17 protein-coding genes, 1 pseudogene and 1 riboswitch are annotated in these 22034 nt (G+C 72.9%); of the genes and pseudogenes, 11 read left to right on the top strand and 7 right to left on the bottom strand.

Annotation, left to right across the window (positions count from 1 at the left end; genetic code table 11):
• The first annotated feature begins 161 nt into the window (after positions 1 to 161).
• Complete coding sequence (locus ACFXDE_RS41175) at positions 162 to 1520, top strand: NAD(P)/FAD-dependent oxidoreductase (RefSeq protein ID WP_380445890.1); 1359 nt, start codon at positions 162 to 164, stop codon at positions 1518 to 1520.
• Positions 1521 to 1620: 100 nt separating this feature from the next.
• Here the strand turns inward: ACFXDE_RS41175 and ACFXDE_RS41170 are convergent, their stop codons facing one another.
• Positions 1621 to 2817: a GDSL-type esterase/lipase family protein gene (locus ACFXDE_RS41170; RefSeq protein WP_380499348.1), complete on the bottom strand. Its 1197-nt coding sequence runs from the start codon at positions 2815 to 2817 to the stop codon at positions 1621 to 1623.
• A 269-nt stretch (positions 2818 to 3086) separates the two neighbouring features.
• Positions 3087 to 4424, bottom strand: a complete 1338-nt coding sequence (locus ACFXDE_RS41165; protein ID WP_380499347.1) for an aminotransferase class I/II-fold pyridoxal phosphate-dependent enzyme — start codon at positions 4422 to 4424, stop codon at positions 3087 to 3089.
• 35 nt (positions 4425 to 4459) lie between these two features.
• Between ACFXDE_RS41165 and ACFXDE_RS41160 the strand changes: the two genes are divergently transcribed.
• The 5 genes from ACFXDE_RS41160 (at position 4460) to ACFXDE_RS41140 (ending at position 8959) form a co-directional block, all read left to right on the top strand.
• Positions 4460 to 5185, top strand: a complete 726-nt coding sequence (locus ACFXDE_RS41160) for a pyridoxamine 5'-phosphate oxidase family protein (protein WP_380499346.1) — start codon at positions 4460 to 4462, stop codon at positions 5183 to 5185.
• 66 nt (positions 5186 to 5251) lie between these two features.
• A complete protein-coding gene (locus ACFXDE_RS41155; protein ID WP_380499345.1) occupies positions 5252 to 5878 on the top strand; it encodes an FMN-binding negative transcriptional regulator in 627 nt (208 codons plus the stop codon).
• A 302-nt stretch (positions 5879 to 6180) separates the two neighbouring features.
• The gene (locus ACFXDE_RS41150; protein ID WP_380499351.1) at positions 6181 to 7515 is read left to right on the top strand and encodes a sugar porter family MFS transporter; all 1335 of its coding nucleotides are present in this window, start codon (positions 6181 to 6183) and stop codon (positions 7513 to 7515) included.
• Positions 7516 to 7606: 91 nt separating this feature from the next.
• The gene (locus ACFXDE_RS41145) at positions 7607 to 8308 is read left to right on the top strand and encodes an alpha/beta fold hydrolase (protein ID WP_359974977.1); all 702 of its coding nucleotides are present in this window, start codon (positions 7607 to 7609) and stop codon (positions 8306 to 8308) included.
• Positions 8309 to 8440: 132 nt separating this feature from the next.
• Positions 8441 to 8959, top strand: coding sequence for an HAD domain-containing protein (locus ACFXDE_RS41140; protein WP_380499344.1), 519 nt, complete (start codon positions 8441 to 8443; stop codon positions 8957 to 8959).
• A 51-nt stretch (positions 8960 to 9010) separates the two neighbouring features.
• Here the strand turns inward: ACFXDE_RS41140 and ACFXDE_RS41135 are convergent, their stop codons facing one another.
• Together ACFXDE_RS41135 and ACFXDE_RS41130 are read right to left on the bottom strand one after the other, a co-directional pair.
• Positions 9011 to 9799, bottom strand: coding sequence for a CPBP family intramembrane glutamic endopeptidase (locus ACFXDE_RS41135; protein ID WP_380499343.1), 789 nt, complete (start codon positions 9797 to 9799; stop codon positions 9011 to 9013).
• 147 nt (positions 9800 to 9946) lie between these two features.
• Entirely contained in the window at positions 9947 to 11452 is a 1506-nt protein-coding gene (locus ACFXDE_RS41130) for a glutamate--cysteine ligase (protein WP_380448332.1), read from the bottom strand.
• 368 nt (positions 11453 to 11820) lie between these two features.
• Between ACFXDE_RS41130 and ACFXDE_RS41125 the strand changes: the two genes are divergently transcribed.
• Complete coding sequence (locus tag ACFXDE_RS41125; protein ID WP_380448330.1) at positions 11821 to 12393, top strand: hypothetical protein; 573 nt, start codon at positions 11821 to 11823, stop codon at positions 12391 to 12393.
• 369 nt (positions 12394 to 12762) lie between these two features.
• Positions 12763 to 12954 (top strand): DUF5999 family protein, encoded by a 192-nt coding sequence (locus ACFXDE_RS41120; RefSeq protein ID WP_313766696.1) that lies wholly within the window; start codon positions 12763 to 12765, stop codon positions 12952 to 12954.
• Positions 12955 to 13093: 139 nt separating this feature from the next.
• On the opposite strand, the gene gcvP is transcribed toward ACFXDE_RS41120, so the two are convergent.
• A complete protein-coding gene (gene gcvP / locus ACFXDE_RS41115; RefSeq protein WP_380448329.1) occupies positions 13094 to 15994 on the bottom strand; it encodes an aminomethyl-transferring glycine dehydrogenase in 2901 nt (966 codons plus the stop codon).
• Between the two features lie 240 nt (positions 15995 to 16234).
• Positions 16235 to 16338, bottom strand: a riboswitch (glycine riboswitch).
• 224 nt (positions 16339 to 16562) lie between these two features.
• On the opposite strand from gcvP, the pseudogene ACFXDE_RS41110 reads away from it, so the two are divergent.
• The 3 genes and pseudogenes from ACFXDE_RS41110 to ACFXDE_RS41100 form a co-directional block, all read left to right on the top strand.
• Positions 16563 to 16943, top strand: a pseudogene (locus ACFXDE_RS41110) (PRC-barrel domain-containing protein); the annotation flags it as partial.
• A gap of 27 nt (positions 16944 to 16970) precedes the next feature.
• Positions 16971 to 17597 (top strand): YsnF/AvaK domain-containing protein, encoded by a 627-nt coding sequence (locus ACFXDE_RS41105; RefSeq protein ID WP_380499349.1) that lies wholly within the window; start codon positions 16971 to 16973, stop codon positions 17595 to 17597.
• Positions 17598 to 18000: 403 nt separating this feature from the next.
• Positions 18001 to 19497: an MFS transporter gene (locus ACFXDE_RS41100; protein ID WP_380449071.1), complete on the top strand. Its 1497-nt coding sequence runs from the start codon at positions 18001 to 18003 to the stop codon at positions 19495 to 19497.
• Positions 19498 to 19641: 144 nt separating this feature from the next.
• Here ACFXDE_RS41100 and ACFXDE_RS41095 read toward each other — a convergent pair whose 3' ends face one another.
• Positions 19642 to 21135, bottom strand: a complete 1494-nt coding sequence (locus tag ACFXDE_RS41095) for a DNA polymerase IV (protein ID WP_380499342.1) — start codon at positions 21133 to 21135, stop codon at positions 19642 to 19644.
• Between the two features lie 105 nt (positions 21136 to 21240).
• Positions 21241 to 21963 carry a vancomycin high temperature exclusion protein gene (locus ACFXDE_RS41090; protein WP_380499341.1) on the bottom strand — a complete coding sequence of 241 codons (723 nt, stop codon included), beginning with the start codon at positions 21961 to 21963 and terminating at the stop codon, positions 21241 to 21243.
• Between the last annotated feature and the right edge of the window lie 71 nt (positions 21964 to 22034).

Below are 22034 nucleotides of genomic sequence, written 5' to 3'. Positions count from 1 at the left end.
CCCGGCACCCCCCACCCACCCGAAAGCCCACGACCCCCCAAGCCCCGCGCAGCGGCCCCCATCCGCCCCACCCCAGTGGCACCCACCCCTCCCCCATGCGAGTGTGGCGGACAGCACCAAGGACCCCTCCCGGTAAGACCCGCACGGTAAAGGGATGAGCGATGGAACGACCCCGGATCCTGATCGTGGGCGGTGGCTTCGCCGGCCTGGAGTGCGCCCGCCGCCTCGAACACAAGCTGGCGCCCTCCGAGGCCGAGATCTCGCTGGTCACGCCGTTCAGCTACCAGCTCTACCTGCCGCTGCTGCCGCACGTCGCCGCCGGCGTCCTGACGCCGCAGTCGGTGGCGGTGTCGCTGCGCCGCAGCCTGCGCCGGACCCACATCGTGCCCGGCGGGGCCATCGGGGTGGACCCGGTGTCCAAGGTCTGCGTCGTCCGGAAGATCACCGACGAGGTGATCGCGCAGAAGTACGACATCCTCGTGCTCGCCCCGGGCAGCGTCACCCGCACGTTCGACATCCCGGGCCTCACCGACTACGCCCGCGGCATGAAGACGCTCGCCGAGGCCGCCTACGTCCGCGACCACGTGATCGCCCAACTCGACCTGGCCTCCACGACGCTGGACCAGAACGAGCGCGAGTCCCGGCTGCAGTTCGTCGTGGTGGGCGGCGGCTACGCGGGCACCGAGACGGCGGCCTGCCTGCAGCGCCTGACGACCGCCGCGGCCCGCCGCTACCCGCGGCTGGACGCGCGGCAGATCAAGTGGCACCTGATCGACATCGCCCCGAAGCTGATGCCCGAACTCGGCGACGCCCTCGGCACGGCGGCGCTGGAGGTGCTGCGGGCGCGCGGCATCGAGGTGTCGCTGGGCGTGTCGGTGGCCGAAGTCGGCGCCGAGTCGGTCAAGTTCACCGACGGCCGGGTGCTCCCCTGCCGGACGTTGATCTGGACGGCGGGCGTCGCCGCGAGCCCGCTGATCGGCACGCTGGACGCGGAGACGGTGCGGGGCCGGATCGCGGTGACGGCGGAGATGCGGGTGCCGCAGTTCGACGGGGTGTTCGCGCTGGGCGACGCCGCGGCCGTCCCGGACCTCGCGAAGGGCGACGGCGCGGTGTGTCCGCCGACCGCCCAGCACTCGGCCCGGCAGGGCCGCGCGGTGGCGAACAACGTGATCGCCTCGCTCCGCCACCAGCCGCTGGAGCCGTACTACCACAAGGACTTGGGCCTGGTGGTGGACCTGGGCGGCAAGGACGCGGTGTCGAAGCCGGTCGGCGTCGAGCTGCGCGGGGTGCCGGCGCAGCTGGTGGCCCGCGGCTACCACCTGATGGCGATGCGCACCAACGTGGCGAAGTTCCGGGTGGGCGCGAACTGGCTGCTGAACGCGACGGCCGGCGACGACTTCGTCCGCACGGGCTTCCTGGCCCGCCAGCCCGCCCGACTGCAGGATTTCGAGTACACGGACGCGTACTTGACGAAGGATCAGGTCCGCGCACACGCCCAGGCGCTGCTCGCGAAGGGCTGAGGACCCCGAGGGGCCCTGGCCTCCCCCGTTCCACACGGGGAAGCCCAGGGCCACGTCGCGCCACGTCACATCGGGTCACATCACGTCACATCGCAGAACGTCACTCGGCGGCCAGGTACATCCCGCTCGCGTCCTGCCCCGCCGTGTTGCGGCACGCGTAGTTCCCGCTGCTCCGCGCGAACAGCTGGGTGAGGCAACTGCCCAGCGCCTGCTGCCCGTAGTAGTTCGGGTGCATCGACTCCTGCAACGCGCCCTGGGTGGTGTTGAGCCCGCCGTCGAGGAAGCGCGCCCACTCGCTGGTGGCCGCGGACGGCGCGGCGTCCGTGGTCGGCTGCCGGGTGGCCGTGGAGCAGACCTCGCGCCCCTGCAGCATGTCGGAGAGGTCGAGGAACTGGACGCCCTTGGCCGCGGCGACCTGCGCCAGCGCCTTGGAGACCTGCGGCACCATCGAGTCGCGCGCCCAGTCGGCGTCGCCGTCCCAGAACGGGCAGCCGCCGGTGTTGGAGCGGGTCCAGCCGCTCTCGGGGTAGCGTATCTCGGAGCTGCGCGGGATCGGGGACGGGTAGGACTGCAGCACGAGACGGTAAGTCCCCTGTCCGTAGCCCGCGTTGGACATCACGGCACGGATCTCGTCGATCGCCTTGCCGACGCCGGCCATCGCCGCCGGCATCTTCGAGTCGATCGCGGACTGCTGCGAGCCGTGGCAGTAGCTGTACCAGACGAGGTAGTCCTGGACGCAGCTGGAGATGACGCCGGAGAACCCGAGGTCGTTGCCGCCGATCGACAGCGTGATCAGCTTGACGTTGTTCTGCGCGGCCACGGCGGCGAGCTGGTCGGCCTGCGGCGCCTCGCCCTTGAGCGACTGGCCGCCGCTGGAGGCGCGGAAGACGTTGTTGGTGACGGCGCCCGAGCAGGCCAGGTTGATCTGCTTGGCCGCCACCGAGGACGCACCGGTCACCTCGGCGACGTCGGAGCGGTCGCAGCCGTTGGCGGCGGTGGCACCGTAGACGGCGCTCGGGTCGTAGGAACTTCCGTTCCAGGCACGGTCGGTGCCGCTCCGGTCGCCGCTGCCGTCGGCGGAGTTGCCCATCCACCGGCCGGCTTCGCCGGAGATGTAGCTGTCACCGAGCGTGACGCTGGCGGTGGGCCCGCTCGGCACCGCGGCGGAGGCGGCGGAGGCGGGCGCGGCGACGGCGACACCGCCGCCGATCGCGAGCGGGAGGGCGAAGGCCGCGGTGAGCAGCCTGCGGGCGAGTCGCGGGGTCGTGCGGGTGTTTCTCGAACCGTTTTCGGGCACGGCGGAACTCCTGCGGCTCGGTCTCCCCGTGGTGTGGGGACGGGAAGACGCGTGTGAGGGTAGGCCGCCGGCGCCGGTGGCGCGATGAAGATGGCATGACAGAGCTGGTTACCGCTAGGTACGTGCAGCAGGTTTCCCGCTTTGTTACCCACGGGTTCAGACCAGCCCCCACCCGCTCGGCCACCGAACCCCCTCCCCGAACCCCCGCCCCGAACCCCCTCCCCGGCCACCTGCACCTGCCGCACCCGCACCCGCCACACCCGCCGCACTCACACCAGCCGCGACCCGCCCCCGCCCGCCCCGAGCACCGCCGCGAGGTCGTCCGCCAGCCGCGGCGCCTCGTCCGGCCGGAGGTCGGCCGTGGTGATCCGGATCCCGGGCGGCGACTGGATCCGGTACCGCGCGCCGGGCGCCGCGACCCATCCGCGCTGCACGAGCGCGGTGAGCGCGGAGGTCTCGTCCGGCACGGGCACCCAGACGTTCAGCCCGCTCTCGCCGTGCGCCGCGATGCCGCGCGCCGCGAGCTCGCCGAGCAGCGCGTCCCGGCGGGCCCGGTAGACGGCGGCCACGGTGGCGACGGGCGCCGCGTCGGTGCGCCAGAGCTCGGCGACGGTCCGCTGGAGCAGGTGGCTGACCCAGCCCGCGCCGAGCCGCAGCCGCCCGGAGACGCGCCCGATGGTGTCCGCGTCACCGACCGCGACGGACAGGCGCAGGTCGGGCCCGTACGCCTTGGCCGCCGAGCGCACGACCGCCCAGTGCCGCGAACCGGCGCCGGCCAGCGGGTGGTAGGCCTGGTCGACCATGCCGTGCCCGTGGTCGTCCTCGATCAGCAGCACGTCGGGGTGCCCGGCCAGCACCTCGCGCAGGGCCGCGGCCCGGGCGGCGGTGAGTGCGGCGCCGGTCGGGTTCTGGGCCCGGCTGGTGACGATCACGGCGCGGGCGCCCTCGTCGAGCGCCGCGGCGAGCGAGTCGGGCAGCGGGCCCTCGTCGTCGAGCCGGACGGGCGCGGGCCGCAGGCCCATCGCGGGCAGCAGATCGAGCAGGCTGCCCCAGCCCGGGTCCTCGACGGCCACCGCGTCGCCGGGGCGCAGCCGGGTGCCGAGGATGCGCTCGACGGTGTCGAGGGAGCCGGAGGCGACGGCGATCGGGCCGCCGGGCAGGCCGTCGGCCTCGAAGGAGGCGCGGGCGAGGGCGAGCAGGCCCGGGTCGACGGAGGGGTGGCCGTAGAGGACGGGTTCGGCGCGGGCCGCCTCCGCCGCGGCGGCGAGGGCCGGGGCGAGGTCGGGCAGGAGGGCCGGGTCGGGGTTGCCGGCGGACAGGTCGCGGGCGTGCGGGGGCACGGGCACGCGGATCTGGTCGCGGGTGGTGAGGGCGGGCCGGGGCAGGATGCGGCTGCCCTTGCGACCGGCGGTCTCGATCACGCCGCGGTCGCGCAGCAGGCGGTAGGCGGCGGCGACGGTGTTGGCGTTGACGCCGAGCTCGGCGGCGAGGTCGCGCAGCGGGGGCAGCGCGGTTCCGGGCGCGAGCTGCCCGCCACTGACGCCCTGTTCGATGTGGGCCGCGATTTCGCTGGCGCGTCGCCCTTTCAGCGGATAGTCTCCTAGCACAAAGCAAATTATGCACTAGTACATAGAGGTTTGTCATGTCGGTCCCTGCCACGGACAGCACCGCGTCGCACAGCACCACGTCGGACGCCACCGCCGCCACCACCGCCGCCGGTGCCACCTACGCCCGCACCGCCCGCACCACGCCGACGCGCTACAAGGACCGCGCCACCTGGGAGCGGGACGCGATCCACGCGATACTCGACAGCACCTACCTGTGCCACCTCGGCTTCGTCGCCGATGGCGCACCGGTCGTCCTGCCGACGATCTACGCCCGCGTCGGCGACCACCTCTACGTCCACGGCTCGACGGGCAGCCGCCCGATGCGCGGCGCCAAGGACGACGAGGGCCTGAAGGTCTGCGTCACCGTCACCCTCGTCGACGCGCTCGTGCTGACCAAGTCCGCGTTCAACCACTCCGTCAACTTCCGTTCGGTGGTGGCGCACGGCACCGCCCACCAGGTCACCGACCCGGAGGAGCTGAACGTCGCCCTGGACGCGCTGGTCGACCAGACCGTCCCCGGCCGCTCCGCCGAGGTCCGCCCGGCCAACGCCAAGGAGCTCGCCGCCACCGCCGTGATCCGCCTCGACCTGGACGAGGTCTCCGCCAAGTCCCGCGACGACGGCGCCAACGACGAGCCGGAGGACGTCGACCTGCCCTACTGGGCCGGCGTCGTCCCCGTCACCAGCGGCTTCGGCACCCCCGCTCCGGCCGCCTCCACCACCGTCCCGCTCCCCGCGCACCTGCGCGAGCTGGCCGGCTGACGAAGGCACCCCGCCGATGCACGACCAGACCCAGACTCAGACCCAGAACGAGAACGAGAACGCGTCATGCTGATCCGCTCCTGGGACCGCGGCGACGAGGCCGAGTGGCGCGCCTGGCTCGCCGAGGGCCGGGACTTCGGCCTGCTCGCCGCCAACGGCGGGCAGGGCGAAGGCCCCGTCCTGGTCCCGACGCACTTCCTGCTCGACGCCGACCGCGGCGAGATCCTGCTGCACCTCGCCGCGCCCAACCCGCTGCTCGCCGCCGTCCGGGCCGACCCGCACGTCACCCTCGCGGTCACCGACGGCTACGCCTTCGCCCCCGGCCACTGGCGCGGCGCACCCGGCACGCCCACCAGCTACTACGCGTCCGTCCACTTCCAGTGCACGGCGGAGATCGTCGAGTCGGCCGCGGGGAAGGCCGAGATCCTCAACCGCCAGCTGGCACACTTCCAGCCCGAGACCCCGGACACCCGGGTCGTCCCGGGCGAGGGGGAGTTCTCCCGGCTGCTCCCGGGCCTGCGCGGACTGCGCCTGACGGTCCTCCAGGTGCGCGCCAAGTTCAAGTACGACGACAAGAAGCCGGCCGACGAGCAGCACGCGATCGCCGACCGCCTCGCCGAACGCGGCAGCGGCCAGGACACCCTGGCCCGCACCCAGCTGCTGCGCCGCAACCAGCGGCGCACCGCCGGCTGAGCCCGCGTCCAGCGCCCGACCACGGGCCCAGCGCCCCGCGCCCGACCACAGGCCGCACACCCGGCCACCCGCCTGACACGGCATCACCCGATCGGCCCACGAAACCGGGCCTCGGCCCCCCGCCACTGGTCGAATGTGAGACGTACCCTGCCCGCCCGGCGGAGCCGGCGGCCCCGCACGCCGCCGTCCCCGCCGGGCGGGCCCGTCCACCTCGGGGAGCGCGCGTGTCCACAACCAACACCCGGTCCACCGCCGGAGAGGCCCACCTCGGACACGTCGTGTTCATCTCCGCGGCCGCGGCGATGGGCGGCTTCCTGTTCGGCTACGACAGCGCCGTGATCAACGGCGCGGTCACCGGCATCCAGAAGCACTTCGGGGTGGGCAACGGCGAGACGGCGTTCGTCGTGGCCATCGCGCTGCTCGGCTCGGCCGCCGGCGCGGTGGCCGCCGGCCGGCTCGCCGACCACCTCGGCCGGGTGCGCACGATGCTGCTGGCGGCGACGCTCTTCGCGATCAGCGGCCTCGGCTCGATGTTCCCGCCGAGCATCCAGGTGCTCGCCACCTGGCGCGTGGTCGGCGGCGTCGCGATCGGGATCGCCTCCGTCATCGCCCCCACCTACATCGCCGAGGTCGCCCCGACCGCGTACCGCGGCCGGCTCGCGTCGTTCCAGCAGATGGCGATCGTGCTCGGCATCACCGTCTCCCAGCTGGCGAACTGGGCGCTCAACCAGGCCGCCGGCGGCGAGTCCACCGGCCACCTCGGCGGCGTCCAGGCCTGGCAGTGGATGCTCGGCGTCGAGACCATCCCGGCGCTGGTGTACGGCCTGATGGCGCTCGCCATCCCCGAGTCGCCGCGCTTCCTGATCGCCGACCACCGCGAGGCGCAGGCCCGCAAGGTGCTCAGGGAGGTCGAGGGCGAGGACGTCGACCTGGACGCCCGGGTCGCCGAGATCCGCGCGGTGCTGGAGTCCGCGCACAAGCCGCGGCTGAAGGACCTGCTCGGCGGCCGCTTCGGCCTCCTGCCGATCGTCTGGGTGGGCATCGGCGCCTCGGCGTTCCAGCAGTTCGTCGGCATCAACGTGATCTTCTACTACTCGTCGCTCCTGTGGCAGTCGGTCGGCATCAACGAGTCCAACTCGCTGCTGATCAGCCTCTCCACCTCGATCGTCAACGTGATCGGCACGGTGATCGCGATGGTGCTGGTGGACCGGATCGGCCGCAAGCCGCTCGCCCTCGCCGGCTCGATCGGCATGGCGCTCGCGCTCGCCACCGCCGCCTGGGCGTTCTCCTACCGGCACGGCACCGGCGACACCGCGACGCTCGACAACACCCACGCCACCGTCGCCCTGGTCGCCGCGCACGTCTTCGTGCTCTGCTTCGCCTTCTCCTGGGGCGTGGTGGTCTGGGTGCTGCTCGGCGAGATGTTCCCCAACCGGATCCGCGCCCTCGCCCTGTCCGTCGCCGCCTCCGCCCAGTGGATCGCCAACTGGGCCATCACCGTGAGCTTCCCGGACCTCGCCGACTGGAACCTCTCGGCGACGTACGTGATCTACGCGGCCTTCGCGCTGCTCTCCATCCCGTTCGTGGCCTTCTGCATCAAGGAGACCAAGGGCCGCGCCCTGGAGGAAATGGGCTGACCCCGACCCCCACCGACGCCCCCCAACGGTCCCCACCGACGACCGCCGCAGGACGACCGCCGCACGCGGCCCGACCCACCGAGAGGAAGCCATGCCAGACCAGGGCGGCTCCCGGCAGAACCTCACCTTCCCGAGCAACGGCCGCACCGCGCACGGCTACCTGGCCCGCCCGCCCCAGGGCGTCGGCCCCGGCCTCGTCCTCGTCCAGGAGTGGTGGGGCCTCACCACCCACGTCGCCACGATGGCCGACCGCTTCGCCGCCGAGGGCTTCACCGTCCTCGCGCCCGACCTGTACGGCGGCGCGACGACCCACGACGGCGCCGAAGCCGCCCGCCTCAAGCGCGAGCTGCCCGTCGAGCACGCAGTGACGGACCTCGCCGGCGCCGTCGACCACCTGCTCGCCCTGGACGGCGTCGTCGGCGACGCGGTCGGTGTGGTCGGCTTCTGCATGGGCGGCGGCTTCGCGCTGCTGCTGGCCGCCCGCGCGGGCGACAAGGTGGCCGCCGCCGTCCCCTTCTACGGCCTCCCGCCCGACCCGGACTTCGACTACCGCGGCCTCACCGCCCACGTCCTCGGCCACTTCGGCGAGCACGACCGCTCGATCCCGATGTCCGCCGTCGACGAGGCCGCCACCCGCATCGGCGAGGCCACCGACATCCGCCCGGAGATCCACTTCTACCCGGCCGGACACGCCTTCATGAACGACGAGAACCCGCTCGGCACCTACGACGCCCTCCAGGCCCGCACCGCCTGGCGCCGCACCCTGAGCTTCCTCCGGGGCCACCTCGGGTGACTCCCGCACCCGGCTCCGCGAGCGCCCCCTGCGCCCCGCGTGCGCCCTGCGTCCGCCAGGTGGTGCGCAACCACCGGCGCACGCGGTTCGTCCGACCAGGTGAGTCATTCACCACCACCTGGGGGGCCACTGGTGCCGAAGCCTCTGCTGTTCCTAGACGTCGACGGCGTCCTCAACCCGGTCTGCCCGCACCCGGACGCCGGGTTCGACGCCCACACCCTGCTCGGCTACTCGGTCCTGCTCTCCGCCCGCCACGGCGACTGGCTGCGCGAACTCGCCGACACGTACGAACTCGTGTGGGCCACCACCTGGGAGGAGCACGCCAACACCCACATCTCCCCCGCGATCGGCCTGCCCGAGCTCCCCTTCGTCCGCTTCACCGGCTACGTCCCGCAGCCCGGCGACCCGCGCGTCCCCCTCATGCAACTGTTCTCGTCCCGCAAGTGGGCCCCACTGCTGCGCTACGCCGGAGGCCGCCCGTTCGCGTGGATGGACGATGTCATCCCCCAGCGCCTGGTACGCAATTCACTGTGGCGCCGCGACCGCGTCCTGCTGCGCATCGACCCCGGCCAGGGCCTGGAACGCCGCCACGTCGACCGGCTCCTCGCCCGCCCGCCGAGGTCCCAGAGCAAGCTGACGCTCAAGGGGTAGGCAGCACAGGCTCAAGGAGTAGGAAGCTAGCTCAAGGAGTGGGCACCAGGCTTAAGGAGTGGGCAACCAGCTGACGTGCCCGGCGAGCAGCGCGTACCCGACGAAGGCCACCGTGTCGATCAGCGCGTGCGCCACCACCAGCGGCATCACCCGCCCCCACCGCCGGTAGGCCAGGCAGAACACCGCGCCCATGACCATGTTGCCGACCAGCCCGCCGACGCCCTGGTACAGGTGGTACGAGCCGCGCAGCACCGAACTCGCGACCAGCGCCGCCGGCCACGACCACCCCAACTGCCCGAGCCGGCGCAGCAGGTAGCCGAGGACGACGACCTCCTCCAGGATCGCGTTCTGCCACGCGGACAGGACGAGCACCGGCACCCGCCACCACACGTCCGGCAGCCCCGACGGCGCCACCGTCAGGTTGTACCCGGCCGCCTGGGACGCCAGGTACAGCAGCAGCCCGGACCCGCCGATCGCGGCGGCGACGCCCGCGCCCCGCCCGAGGTCGCGCAGCTTCTGCCGCAGGTCGAAGCCGAGCACGCGCAGCGTCACGCCCTCGCGCACCAGCAGGTAGCCGACCAGGACGACGGGCATCAGCCCGCGCCCGATGTAGTAGAGCTGCCAGGTCAGGTCGAGCCACGGCCGCCCGGGCGCCCGCGAGCCGTTCAGGGTCGCGACCTGCTGGCCGAGCGAGAGCGGCGCGGTGAGCGAGCCCGCGAAGTCGATGACCGCGCTGATGCCGCTGGCCCCGAGCGACAGCCCGAGGACGATCAGCAGCTCGGCACCGAGCAGCCGGCGCGTGGGCCGGGCGGTCCCCGGTTCGGTCGGGACGGTGGTCACGGGCGGGCTCCAGTGCGGCGATCAGGCCTCCGGCCGTCGGCCGACCACCGGGGCGATCATCCTGACACAGCGGCCGCGCGATCCGGCCGGCGGGCGCTGGTGCCGTGGCCGGACGGGTCCACCACGTTGCGCCCCCCGGCCACGGCGTTACCCCACCGGCCAGGTGTGCACCGGCTCGCCGCCCCGCATGTGCTCGATGTACCGCCGGGTCATCGCCGCGAGCGCCGCGGGCCGGTCCATCCCGTACCGTTCCCGCAGCCGGTGGAAGGTCGCGCTCTGCCAGGCCGCGCCGTTGGTCCGCCGCAGGCAGCGCTGCTCGATGATCCCGAGGTAGCGGTCCCGGTCGGCCGGCTCCACGCCCCACGCGTCCAGGCCCTGGTAGGCCATCGGCAGCAGCTCGCCGAGCACCAGGTCGACGGCGGACACCGTGGTCAGCCCGCCGCCGCGCCCCGCCCGGCCCGAGCGCGGCCACTGGAAGACGGCGTCGACGCCGTACCGCGCCGCCTGCCGGAAGTTCTCGTCCGCCCGGTCGAACGGCAGCCTGGTCCACACCGGCCGCGACTGCTCGGCCAGCACCCGCACCACCCCGTAGTAGAAGGCCGCGTTGGCCAGGGTGTCGGCGACCGTCGGCCCGGCCGGCAACGCCCGGTTCTCCACCCGCAGGTGCGGCACCCCGCCGCTCACGTCGTACACCGGCCGGTTCCACCGGTAGATCGTCCCGTTGTGCAGCCGCATCTCCGCCAGCCGGGGCGCGCCGCCGGAGGCCAGCACCTTCAGTGGGTCCTCGTCGTCGCAGATCGGCAGCAGCGCCGGGAAGTAGCGCAGGTTCTCCTCGAACAGGTCGTACGCCGAGTCCACCCAGCGCTCGCCGAACCACGTGATCGGGCGTACGCCCTGCGCCTTGAGCTCCGCCGTACGGGTGTCGCAGGCCTGCTGGAACAGCACCGGCCTGGTCTCGCGCCACAGCTCCCGCCCGAACAGGAACGGCGAGTTGGCGCCCAGCGCGAGCTGCGGCCCGCAGATCGCCTGCGCCGCGTTCCACACCGAGGAGAACCGCTGCGGCGTCACCTGGAGGTGCAGCTGGAGCGAGGTCGCCGCCGCCTCCGCGACCATGGTGATCGACTCCAGCTGGAGGCGCTCGACGCCCTCGATGTCCAGCGAGATGTCCTCGCCGCGGGCGGCCAGGATCTGGTCGCTCAGCAAGCTGTACCGCTGGTTGTGGGACATCGCGTCCAGCCCGGTGTGGTCGTGCTCCAGCGTCGGCAGGATGCCCACCATGACGATCCGCGCGCCGGCCTCGGCCGCCCGCCGGTCGGCGTAGCGCAGCCCGGTGTCGATCTCCTCGCGCAGTTCCTCGAAGACGTGCCCGCCCAGCCGGTGCGGCGCGATGTTCACCTCGATGTTGAACCGGCCGAGCTCGGTCTGGAAGTCGCTGGAGCCGATCGAGCTCAGCACCTGCGCGTTGCGCATCACCGGCAGGCCCTGCTCGTCGGCCAGGTTGAGCTCGATCTCCACGCCCATCACCGCGCGCGGGCGGTCGAAGCGGTCCTCCTGCAGCATCCGCCCGAGCGCGTCGAGGCAGGCCTGGAGCTTTCGTCGGTACAGCTGCCGGTCCGCCAGATCCGCACGCGTCGCCACGACCTTCTCGCCCATGGTCCCCTCCTCCTGAGCCACCGGCCGACCGACCGTGCCAGACATCATGCCCGCCCGGAAGATCGATACCCGAAGGCGTGTACTGGCTTGCAATGCAAGGAAACTGACGACTATTCAGAGTATCTGCCGACTTGCCCGACGCCACCGCCTGTGATAAACAGGTCACCCTGCGCACCTGTTCGATAGAATTCGCACTGCGCTCCGGCCGGTCCGCCCCCCGCCCCGAGGCCCTCGTCGAGGGCGGCGACCGCGCCGGCTCCGCGATCCTGCACAACCGGACACGGCCAGGTCCCGTCACCGTTGACACACCGCGCCACGCCGGTATGCCGCACTCGCACGCCGATCTCACACGGAGAGGCGACCTCGCCATGACACTGCAGACCCCGCAACCCCCACCGAGCGCCCTGCGCGCGGTCCTCGCCGCACTCGACTCGGAGACCGCGCTGCGCCAGCCCGCCGCCGCAGCGCTGCGTCATCCGGCCGGCCCTCTGCTGCCCGCCCACCCGCTCGCCGTCCACGTCCTGGACGGCCCGCACCCCGAGCTCACCGCCGCCCGCCGGACGGGCTGGCGCTTCCTGATCAAGGACGGCGCCGACGTGGCCGCCGCCGCCGAAGTGGTGCTGGACATCGAGGGCCACACCTTCTCCCACTTCACCGCCGGCCCCTACCTGGACTCCACGGTCCGGGCGCTGCGCCAGGCCTGGCAGCTCGCGCAGGGCTCCCGGGTGCGCCACCAGCCCCGCCTGCTGACCTTCCCCGGCCAGTACGCGACGGCGCTGTGGCTGCACAGCCCCGACACCGGCCCGGCCGCCGACCTCCTGATCCCGCTCGCCCCGGCCCCGCTCGGCGTCACCGCGCACCGCGCGTACCCGGCCGCCGAACTCCTCCCGCTGCTCGCACGCGCCCCCCTCGCCAAGCCGCTGCTCCTCGGCACCTCCTGACCCGGACACCCCTGGCGACACCCCCGACCCCAGGGCTCTCCGGACCTCTCACCCACCCGGACGGGTCACCGTCCATGGCCCTGATGGGTCACCTTGCGCCTGACCCGTCTGTGCGTATTTCGCCACCAGCCCCACCTGAACGGGTGATCTCTGCGCGGGAGTTGTGGCGCATGTCACCAAATCGCTGCGCGCACGTCCGCAGATGCCGACACTGGGAACCAGCGTGGAAGGACCACCTGTCCTACCCACTTGAGCGCCGCTCAACACCTGGTCGGCGCGCGGACAGGATCCGACTGCGCGGCGGTTCCCGACGGCTCGCCGTCGGCGGCCGCCCCACGGGGAGGATCGCAGAGCGAAGCGAGGGTACGCATGTGCCAGCACCGTCCTGAGTGCCCGTCGGCCGAGTCCGAGGACCGCGAGGCTGCCGTCCCGGTGGCCTGCCACCCGGAGCAGGGCTGGAGCCTGCTCTGCAACGGTGTCCTCATGTTCGAGGACACCGGAGAGCTGCTGCCCGACGGCCGGGTGATCGCACCGCGCCGCCCGGTCGCCCACGCGGCCTGACCCGCAGTCCGACCCGCGGCCTGACCCGCGGTCCGACCGTACGCACGCCACCATCAGCGGGGGACAGTCCACGAGAACGGGGCAGGGCCCCGGCGAACGTACCGCCGGGGCCCTGCCACTCACGCCTGCCGGATCCGGCTCAGACGCCGTACTCGTCCAGCGGCGGGCACGAGCAGACCAGGTTGCGGTCGCCGTACGCGCCGTCGATCCGGCTGACCGGCGGCCAGTACTTGTCCGCCGGGTTCACGCCCGCCGGGAAGACGGCCTCCTGCCGCGAGTAGCCGTGCGCCCAGTCGCCGGCCAGGGTGGCGGCGATGTGCGGGGCGTTGCACAGCGGGTTGTCGTCGGCCGCCCACTCGCCCGAGCCGACCTTGTCGATCTCGGCGCGGATCGCGATCATCGTGTCGCAGAACCGGTCGATCTCGTGCAGGTCCTCGGACTCGGTCGGCTCGATCATCAGCGTGCCGGCCACCGGGAACGACATCGTCGGCGCGTGGAAGCCGTAGTCGATCAGGCGCTTGGCGATGTCGTCCACCGTCACGCCCGTCTCCTTGGTGAGCGGACGCAGGTCGATGATGCACTCGTGCGCGACCAGCCCGCCCGGCCCGGTGTAGAGCACCGGGAAGTGCGGGGCGAGGCGCTTGGCGATGTAGTTGGCGTTCAGCACGGCGACCTGGGTCGCGTGCTTGAGGCCCTCGCCGCCCATCAGGCGGACGTACGCCCAGGAGATCGGCAGGATCGCGGCCGAGCCCCACGGCGCCGCCGAGATCGGGCCGACACCGGTGGCCGGGCCGGCCTCCTCCTGCAGCGGGTGGTTCGGCAGGTACGGCGCCAGGTGGGCGCGCACCGCGACCGGGCCGACGCCCGGGCCGCCACCGCCGTGCGGGATGCAGAAGGTCTTGTGCAGGTTCAGGTGCGAGACGTCCGCGCCGAACTTGCCCGGCTTGGCGAGGCCGACCAGGGCGTTCAGGTTGGCGCCGTCCACGTACACCTGGCCGCCGGCCTCGTGCACCAGGGCGCAGATCTGGGTGATCTCGGTCTCATAGACGCCGTGGGTGGACGGGTAGGTGACCATCAGCACCGACAGGCTGTCGCGGTGCTTCTCGATCTTGGCCTTCAGGTCCTCGACGTCCACGTCGCCGTCGACGAGGGTCTTCACCACGACGACCCGCATGCCGGCCATCACGGCGGAGGCCGCGTTGGTGCCGTGCGCGGAGGACGGGATCAGGCAGACGTCGCGCTGGGTGTCGCCGTTGGCGTGGTGGTAGGCGCGGACGGCCAGCAGGCCGGCCAGCTCGCCCTGCGAACCGGCGTTCGGCTGGATCGAGACGGCGTCGTAGCCGGTGACCTCGACCAGCTGCTGCTCCAGCTGGCGGATCAGGGTCAGGAAGCCCTGGGCCTGGTCGATCGGCGCGAACGGGTGCAGCTGGCCGAACTCCGGCCAGGTCACCGGCTCCATCTCGGTGGTCGCGTTGAGCTTCATGGTGCAGGAGCCCAGCGGGATCATGCCGCGGTCCAGCGCGTAGTCCCGGTCCGACAGGCGGCGCAGGTAGCGCAGCATGGCGGTCTCCGAGCGGTGGCTGTGGAAGACCGGGTGGGTGAGGTACTCGTCCTCGCGCAGCAGCGCGGCGGGCAGCGCCTCGGCGGTCTCGGCGGCCTCGACGGCGGGCACGCCGAACGCGGCCCAGACGCCGGCCAGGTGCTCACGGGTGGTGGTCTCGTCGGTGGAGACCGAGATCCGGTCCTCGCCGTCCTGGTACACGTTGATGCCGTTGGCACGGGCGGCGGCGGCGATCTCGGCGGCGCGGCCCGGGACGACGGCGGTGACGGTGTCGAAGAACTCGCCGTGCAGGAGCTCGACGCCGCCGGCCCGCAGGCCCTCGGCGAGGGCGGCGGCGTAACGGTGGGTGCGGCGGGCGATGTCGGCCAGGCCGTCCGGGCCGTGGTAGACGGCGTACATCGAGGCCATGACGGCGAGCAGCACCTGGGCGGTGCAGATGTTGCTGGTGGCCTTCTCGCGGCGGATGTGCTGCTCGCGGGTCTGCAGCGCCAGGCGGTAGGCGCGGTTGCCGTCCGAGTCGACGGAGACGCCGACCAGGCGGCCGGGCAGCGAGCGGGCGTACTCGGCGCGCACCGACAGGTAGCCGGCGTGCGGGCCGCCGAAGCCCATCGGCACGCCGAAGCGCTGCGAGGTGCCGCAGGCGATGTCGGCGCCGAGCGCGCCGGGCGACTTGAGCAGGGTCAGCGCCAGCAGGTCGGCGGCGACCGCGACGATCGCGCCGAGGCCGTGGGCCTGCTCGATGACGGGGGCGAGGTCGCGCACGACACCGGTGGCACCCGGGTACTGGAGCAGCACGCCGAAGACGCCGCGCTCGGCGATCTCGGCCGGGATGCCCTCGGAGAGGTCCGCCACGACGACCTCGACACCGGTCGGCACGGCACGGGTGTTGATCACCGCGACGGTCTGCGGCAGGGTCTCGGCGTCGACGAGGAACACGCCGCCCTTGACCTTGGTGACGCGGCGGGCCAGCGCCATCGCCTCGGCGGCGGCGGTGGACTCGTCGAGCAGCGAGGAGCCCGAGGTGGGCAGGCCGGTCAGGTCGGAGACCAGGGTCTGGAAATTGAGCAGCGCCTCCAGGCGGCCCTGGGAGATCTCCGGCTGGTACGGGGTGTACGCGGTGTACCAGGCCGGGTTCTCCAGGACGTTGCGCAGGATCACCGGCGGGGTGAAGGTGCCGTAGTAGCCCAGGCCGATCATCGGCTGGAGCACCTGGTTGCGGCCGGCCAGTTCGCGCAGCTCCGCGAGGACCTGGGCCTCGCTGCGGCCGGCGGGCAGGTCCAGACCCGTGATGGAACGGATCGCCTCGGGCACGGCGGTGGCGGCGAGCTCGTCCAGCGAGCCGTAGCCGACCTGCGCCAGCATCTTCTCCTGCGCGGCGGCGTCGGGGCCGATGTGGCGGTTCTCGAAGGGGCTGGCCTGCTCGAGCTCGGTGAGGGTGACGGCGCCGCTCGGGCGTCCCGCGTTCGACTGGGCGTTCATGGTGGTCGAGGCCTCCTGGTCACGGACCGGCGGGGGTACGCACGCCGGTCGGCCTGCACCGCTGCGGACAGCGGGTGGGCCTGGTGGCGGGCGGACCCGACAGGCCTCCCCCTCTGTCATCGGGACCTGAGAGCTTCGCCCGCGCGGCGCGCCGTGGGCGCTCCGCCGGCTTGCACCGTCGGTGAGGGTGGTGGCCGTCGGCTCCCTCGCCGGCGGTCCTGCCCTGCTTTCCAGAGTGACCTATCCCACACGGTACGGATGCCTGAGAGATTCCGGGGAGGAGTTGCTCCTTCGGCGCCCCGACCAGTGGCTTTCGCCTTCGGGGACTCTCCCGAGCGGGCTCGGCGGTCGCGGCCCAGGGTACCAGCGGGAGCCCGTTCGATCACGGGTGTGTCCGGTCACCCGGGGTCTACGCGCGTCCCCCGAACGGCCCACCCCGCAGCCCGTCCGGACGCACCCCGCTCGCGGCCGTCCGGTTGATGGCTTTTGGTGTGAAGTGGCGGACGGCACGGCTGCTCCGGCCGCCGTCCTGCGGGAGTTCCGCAGGCGCAGCGCACTGGAGGAAAGAGTGCAAACCGATATCGACCCCCGCGACCTCATCGGCCACAAGGCGGTCGACCGCAACGGAGACAAGATCGGCACGGTCGACGAGGTGTACCTGGACGACGCCACCGGCCAGCCCGAGTGGGCCGCCGTCCGCACCGGCATCTTCGGCCGGGACGCCTTCGTCCCGCTCACCACGAGCGAGTTCTCCGGCGACGAGCTCCGCGTGCCGTACGACAAGTCGCTGGTCAAGGACTCGCCGGACTTCGGCGTCGGCCAGCACCTGTCGCCGGCCCAGGAGCTCCAGCTCTACCGCTACTACGGCCTCGACACCCCGGTGAACGGCCGGCCGGTGAACGGCGACGCCGGACCGCCGCAGCCCGACCTCGACTTCGGCACCACCGCGGCCGCCGCCACGACGACCGTCGCCCCCATGACCACGACCACCCTCACCACCGCTCCCACCACGACCGCCACGGAGGCCCACGTGCGGACCCTCAGCACCCCCGCGCCGACAGCCGCCCCGATGGCGGCCGCGACCACGACCGCCCAACCCCCCGTCGCCCAGCCCGCCGTCCAGCCCAAGCCCCAGAACGCCCCGGCGACCGAGGCCCCGTCCGCCCCCAGCGGCCCGGTCGAGATCACCTGCCGCGAGGAGCGGCTGGACATCACCACCGAGTGGCACGTGCTGGGCACGGCGAAGCTGCGCAAGTACGTGACGAGCGAGCAGGTCGAGCGCCGGGTCCCGGTGGTCCGCGAACGCGTCCGGGTGGAGCGGATGCCGGTGGGCGACGCCGAGCGGGCGGCCCTCACCGAGAAGGAGATCGCCGAGGCGGTGGAGGAGGTCACCCTGCGCGAGGAGCGCCCGGTGGTCCGCAAGTACCTCGCCCCGATCGAGCGGGTCCGCCTCGTCGTCGAGCGCTACACGGCGGAGGAGGTCATCCACGACGAACTCCGCCGCGAGAACGTCGAGGTCCACGACGACACCCCCGCCACCCCCAACGGAGCCCCCAACGGCACCCCCACCCCCAACGGCGCCTCCCTCCGCCCCCTGTCCTGAACCGCACCACCCAAAGGCTCCCGGCCCCCACCGGGAGCCTTTGCCATGCCCACCGCCTCCCCCACCCCAACTCCCCACCCCCAGCCCGACCACCCCCGTCCGCCAAACCACACGACGCCCCACCCGACGACCCCCCTCCGCCAAACCACACCACTCCCCCCAACCCCCCCCCCCCAGCCCGCCGCTGGCGCCCCCCACCCCCGCCCGACCACCCCCCTCTGCCAAACCGCACCACTCCCCCAACTCCCCACCCCCCAGCCCGCCGCAGGCGCCCCCCACCTCCACCCGACCTCCATCCGACCACCCCCCTTTGCCAAACCTTAACCACTCGATATTTGACACTCTGAAGTATCTCCCTGCATGGTTATTTCAGTTCATTCACTATGTACGGGAGGAAGCAACCGTGAGTGAGGCACCACAGCCCACCACCGCGGCCGAGAAGCAGAGCACCACCCGGGTCCTGCCGGCCCTCATCCTGGCGATGCTGTCGTTCAGCGTGGTGCAGACCGCGGTCGTCCCGATCCTGCCGTCGCTGGCCAAGGAACTGGACGTCTCCGGCTCCAACATCACCTGGCTGATGACCGCCAACCTGCTCTCCGCCGCCGTGCTGACTCCCCTCCTGGGCCGCTTCGGCGACCTCCGGGGCCGCAAGCCGATGCTGCTGATCTCGCTGGCCGGTCTGGTCGCCGGTTCGGCGCTCGCCGTCAGCACCCACTCGTTCAGCCTGCTGATCGTCGCCCGCGTCCTCCAGGGCGCCGGCGGTGGCGTGATGCCGCTGGCGATCAGCATCGTCCGCGACGAGCTGCCCAAGCAGAAGGTGACCGGCGGCGTCGCCGCCATCAGCGCCTCGATGGGCGTCGGCTCCGGCCTCGGCCTGGTGGCCACCGGTCTCCTGCTGGAGCACTGGAACTACAAGTCGATCTTCTGGATGGGCCTGGTCTTCGGCCTGATCGCGGTCGCCCTGGTCGCCTTCCGCGTCCCGTCCGACCCGGTGACCGACAAGGAGGGCGGCGCCGACCCGCTCGGCGCCCTCACCCTGGCCGGCTGGCTCTCCGCCCTGCTGGTCGCGGTCAGCCAGGGCAACCACTGGGGCTGGACCTCCACCAAGACCCTCGGCCTGTTCGCCGTCGCCGCCGTCGTGGCCCTGATCTGGGGCGTCATCGAGGTCAAGGTCAAGCACCCGCTGGTCGACCTGAGCATGATGTCCCGCCCCGCGGTCGCCTTCACCAACCTGGCCGGCCTGCTGATCGGCTTCGGCATGTACGGCTCGTTCATGGTGATCAGCAACTTCGCGCAGACCCCCGAGAAGCTGGCCCACTACGGCTTCACCGCCACCGTGCTGCACGCCGGCATCATGCTGCTGCCGTCCGCCATCGGCTCGATGGTGGCCGCTCCGGTCGGCGCCATGCTGATCGCCCGCCGCGGCCCGCGTCTGCCGCTGGTCCTCGGTGGCGTCCTCGGCGCCGTCGCGATGGCCTACCTGGCGCTGCGCCACAGCCACGAGGGCGACATCTACACCGCCTCCGCCATCTTCGGCCTCGGCATCGGCCTCGCCTTCGCCGCGATGCCGGCGTACATCAACGGCGCCGTCCCGGTCGAGCAGAGCGGCATCGCCAACGGCATGAACTCCGTGCTGCGCACCGTCGGTGGCGCGATCGGCACCGCCGTGATGACCGCCATCCTGACCGGCGACACCATGAAGCTCCCGATCAAGATCCCGGTGCTGCTGCCGACGCTGGACGCCTACAAGCACGCGTTCTGGACCACCGCCGTGGTCTGCATCATCGCCGGTGTCGTGCCGTTCCTGATCCGCACCGTCAAGTCCTCCGCCCCGGTCACCGCCTCCGGTGCCCAGGCCGGGCAGATCCCCAGCGACGAGCTGGTGAAGACCGACGCCTGACGAGGCGTCCGCCCCCGCGCTCAGGGACAGGGCGCGGGGGCCCGGACCTCACACGGTCGGGAGGGCATCGCGACCGCCCGAGGCCCGGTAACGGAATGCGGCCCCACCTGGTACTCCCCTTCCAGGTGGGGCCGCAACGCGTTCTCAGCCCTCGTCCTCGGCGCCCTCCTCGGCGTCCTCCTCGCCGTCCTCCTCGGCGCCCTCCTCGCCGTCATCCCCCACGTCCTCATCGGCACCCTCCTCGGCCCCGGCGCCGAACCGCCGGCCGCCCCAGTCCTCGCCCTCGACCAGCGGCAGCGGCCGGGCCGCCTCCAGGTCGGGATCGTCCACCGAGAAGGTCCGCACCCGCCCCGGCTCACTCCACGGCGTCTCGAACCGCACGGTCACCCGCCCGACGCCACTGCCCTGCACCCACCCGGGCCCGTACTCCGCGTGGTGGACGTCCTGCCCGGGCATCCAGCGCCGCAGGACGGGCTCCTCCGGCTCCTCCGCGGCCCCCGCGCCCTCCTCGCCGCCGTGTTCGAGCGCGGCCTCCTCCCGGACGGCCTGGGCGAACAGGTCCTCCTGGGTGTAGTCGGCGAGCTGCGAGACCCCGACGCCGAGCAGCCGCACGCCGCCCGTGATGTCCACCTGGGACGCCAGCCGACGCGCCGTCTCGGTGATCACCGTCTCGTCGTCCGTCGGCCCGCGCAGCGTCTCCGACCGGGTGAGCGTCGAGAAGTCGAAGCGGCGGACCTTGAGCACCACCGTCCGCCCCGAGCGCCCCGCGGCCCGCAGCCGCCGCACGCACCGGGCGGCCAGCACCTCGACCTCGCGCAGCACGCGGTCCCGGTCGGCGAGGTCCACCTCGAAGGTGTCCTCCACGGAGACCGACTTGGCGTCCTGGTCGGCCACCACGGGCCGGTCGTCCAGCCCTATCGACATGGCGTAGATACCGCTGCCGTGGGCCTTGCCGACCAGTTGGACGAGCTCCGCCTCGCCCGCGTCGGTGAGGTCGGCCACCGTGACCAGCCCGGCCCGCCGCAGCACCTGCTCGGTGGCCGGCCCGATCCCGGGCAGCGCCCGCACCGGCATCGGGCCGAGCACGGCCCGCTCCTGCCCGGGCTCGATCAGCACCAGCCCGTCCGGCTTGGCCCGCTCGGAGGCGATCTTCGCCATCAGCTTGGACCCGGCCGCGCCGACCGACCCGGTGACCCCGGTGTGCCGACGGATGTCGGCCCGCAGGTCCTCCCCGAGCGCCAGCACCAGCCGCTCCCCGGTCTGGTGGTCCGCCTCCCTCAGTGCCGGGCCGTACGGGCCGGCCTCCAGGTCGACGAACGCCTCGTCCAGGCTCAGCGGCTGCACCAGCGGCGACAGCTCCCGCAGCAGGCCCATGACGATGTCGCTGACCTGCCGGTAGGCCTCGAACCGCCCGGTCAGGAAGGCCGCGTTCGGGCACAGCCGGCGCGCCTGCGCCGTCGGCATCGCCGAGTGCACCCCGAACTTCCGCGCCTCGTACGACGCGGTGGAGACGACCCCGCGCCCGCCCACCCCGCCGACGATCACCGGCTTGCCGCGCAGGCTCGGCTTGGCCGCCTGCTCCACCGCCGCGAAGAAGGCGTCCATGTCGAGGTGGATGATGCTCGGCAGTGATCGCACGCGCCGATCATGCCGCACGGGTCCGACAGTGCGTGCGAACCCGGCCGCACCCCCGCCTCGCCCCGGCCGCGCCCCCTCCGATACCCCGCTCCGCTACCCCCTCCGCTACCTCTTGGCGGCCTGCGCCAGCGCCTTCGGGATCCCGTCCTCCTTGGGCCCGAGGAACACCGGGTCCGGCCGCATCCAGGCGCTCAGCGCCGCCTTGCCGGCCCCCGGGATCTCCCGCAGGCCGCCGTACAGCCACGTCACGTCGTGCAGCTCCGGCACCCCGACGGCGTACGACTCGATCCCGGCCGCCCGGCACAGCGCCAGCGCCCGCCGGACGTGGAAGTCCTGGCTCACCAGCACCGCGCGGTCCACCCCGAAGACGCGGTGCGCCCGGGTGCAGGAGTCCCACGTGGTGAAGCCCGCGTAGTCCCGGACCACCCGGTCCTGCGGGACGCCGTGGTCGACCAGGTAGCGGAACATCGCGTCGGGCTCGCTGTACTCCACCCGCCCGTTGTCGCCGGTCACCAGGATCGCCTGGACCTTCCCCTCCCGGTAGAGGTCCAGCGCCCCGACCAGGCGGTGCTCCAGATAGGGCGTCGGTTGTCCGCGGTCCAGCCCGGCCCCGAAGACGACCGCCACCGGCGCCGAGGGCGCGGACTCCACCGTGCCCACCCGGTCCCCCGCCGTCAGCCACAGCCAGGACATCGGCGCCAGCGCCACCGCGCAGCAGAGGACGGCCAGTTGGTAGATCCTGCGCTGCGTCCGCCGCTGCCGCAGCCGGACGGCCCACTGCTCGGCCCGGCGCCGCAGCAGGCCCGCTATCCCGGAGCCGACGCTCACGTGCCCTCCCTAGATCGTTCCACCAGGCACCACGACGAGGCCGCGGGCCCGGACGGTTCCCCGTCCGGGCC

Origin of the sequence: Kitasatospora sp. NPDC059408 (assembly GCF_042751525.1) — a bacterium.
Classification (GTDB): Bacteria; Actinomycetota; Actinomycetes; order Streptomycetales; family Streptomycetaceae; genus Kitasatospora.
The sequence above is the reverse complement of the archived record's forward strand: the minus strand, read 5'-3'. Positions and strand labels throughout refer to the sequence as shown.

What these genes read in the sequence shown, in the direction of transcription:
- ACFXDE_RS41175 (WP_380445890.1), top strand. Translation starts at nt 162, where the DNA reads ATGGAACGACCCCGGATCCTGATCGTGGGCGGTGGCTTCGCCGGCCTG.
- ACFXDE_RS41160 (WP_380499346.1), top strand. Translation starts at nt 4,460, where the DNA reads ATGTCGGTCCCTGCCACGGACAGCACCGCGTCGCACAGCACCACGTCG.
- ACFXDE_RS41155 (WP_380499345.1), top strand. Translation starts at nt 5,252, where the DNA reads ATGCTGATCCGCTCCTGGGACCGCGGCGACGAGGCCGAGTGGCGCGCC.
- ACFXDE_RS41150 (WP_380499351.1), top strand. Translation starts at nt 6,181, where the DNA reads ATGGGCGGCTTCCTGTTCGGCTACGACAGCGCCGTGATCAACGGCGCG.
- ACFXDE_RS41145 (WP_359974977.1), top strand. Translation starts at nt 7,607, where the DNA reads ATGCCAGACCAGGGCGGCTCCCGGCAGAACCTCACCTTCCCGAGCAAC.
- ACFXDE_RS41130 (WP_380448332.1), bottom strand. Translation starts at nt 11,452, where the DNA reads ATGGGCGAGAAGGTCGTGGCGACGCGTGCGGATCTGGCGGACCGGCAG.
- ACFXDE_RS41125 (WP_380448330.1), top strand. Translation starts at nt 11,821, where the DNA reads ATGACACTGCAGACCCCGCAACCCCCACCGAGCGCCCTGCGCGCGGTC.
- ACFXDE_RS41120 (WP_313766696.1), top strand. Translation starts at nt 12,763, where the DNA reads ATGTGCCAGCACCGTCCTGAGTGCCCGTCGGCCGAGTCCGAGGACCGC.
- gcvP (WP_380448329.1), bottom strand. Translation starts at nt 15,994, where the DNA reads ATGAACGCCCAGTCGAACGCGGGACGCCCGAGCGGCGCCGTCACCCTC.
- ACFXDE_RS41105 (WP_380499349.1), top strand. Translation starts at nt 16,971, where the DNA reads ATGACCACGACCACCCTCACCACCGCTCCCACCACGACCGCCACGGAG.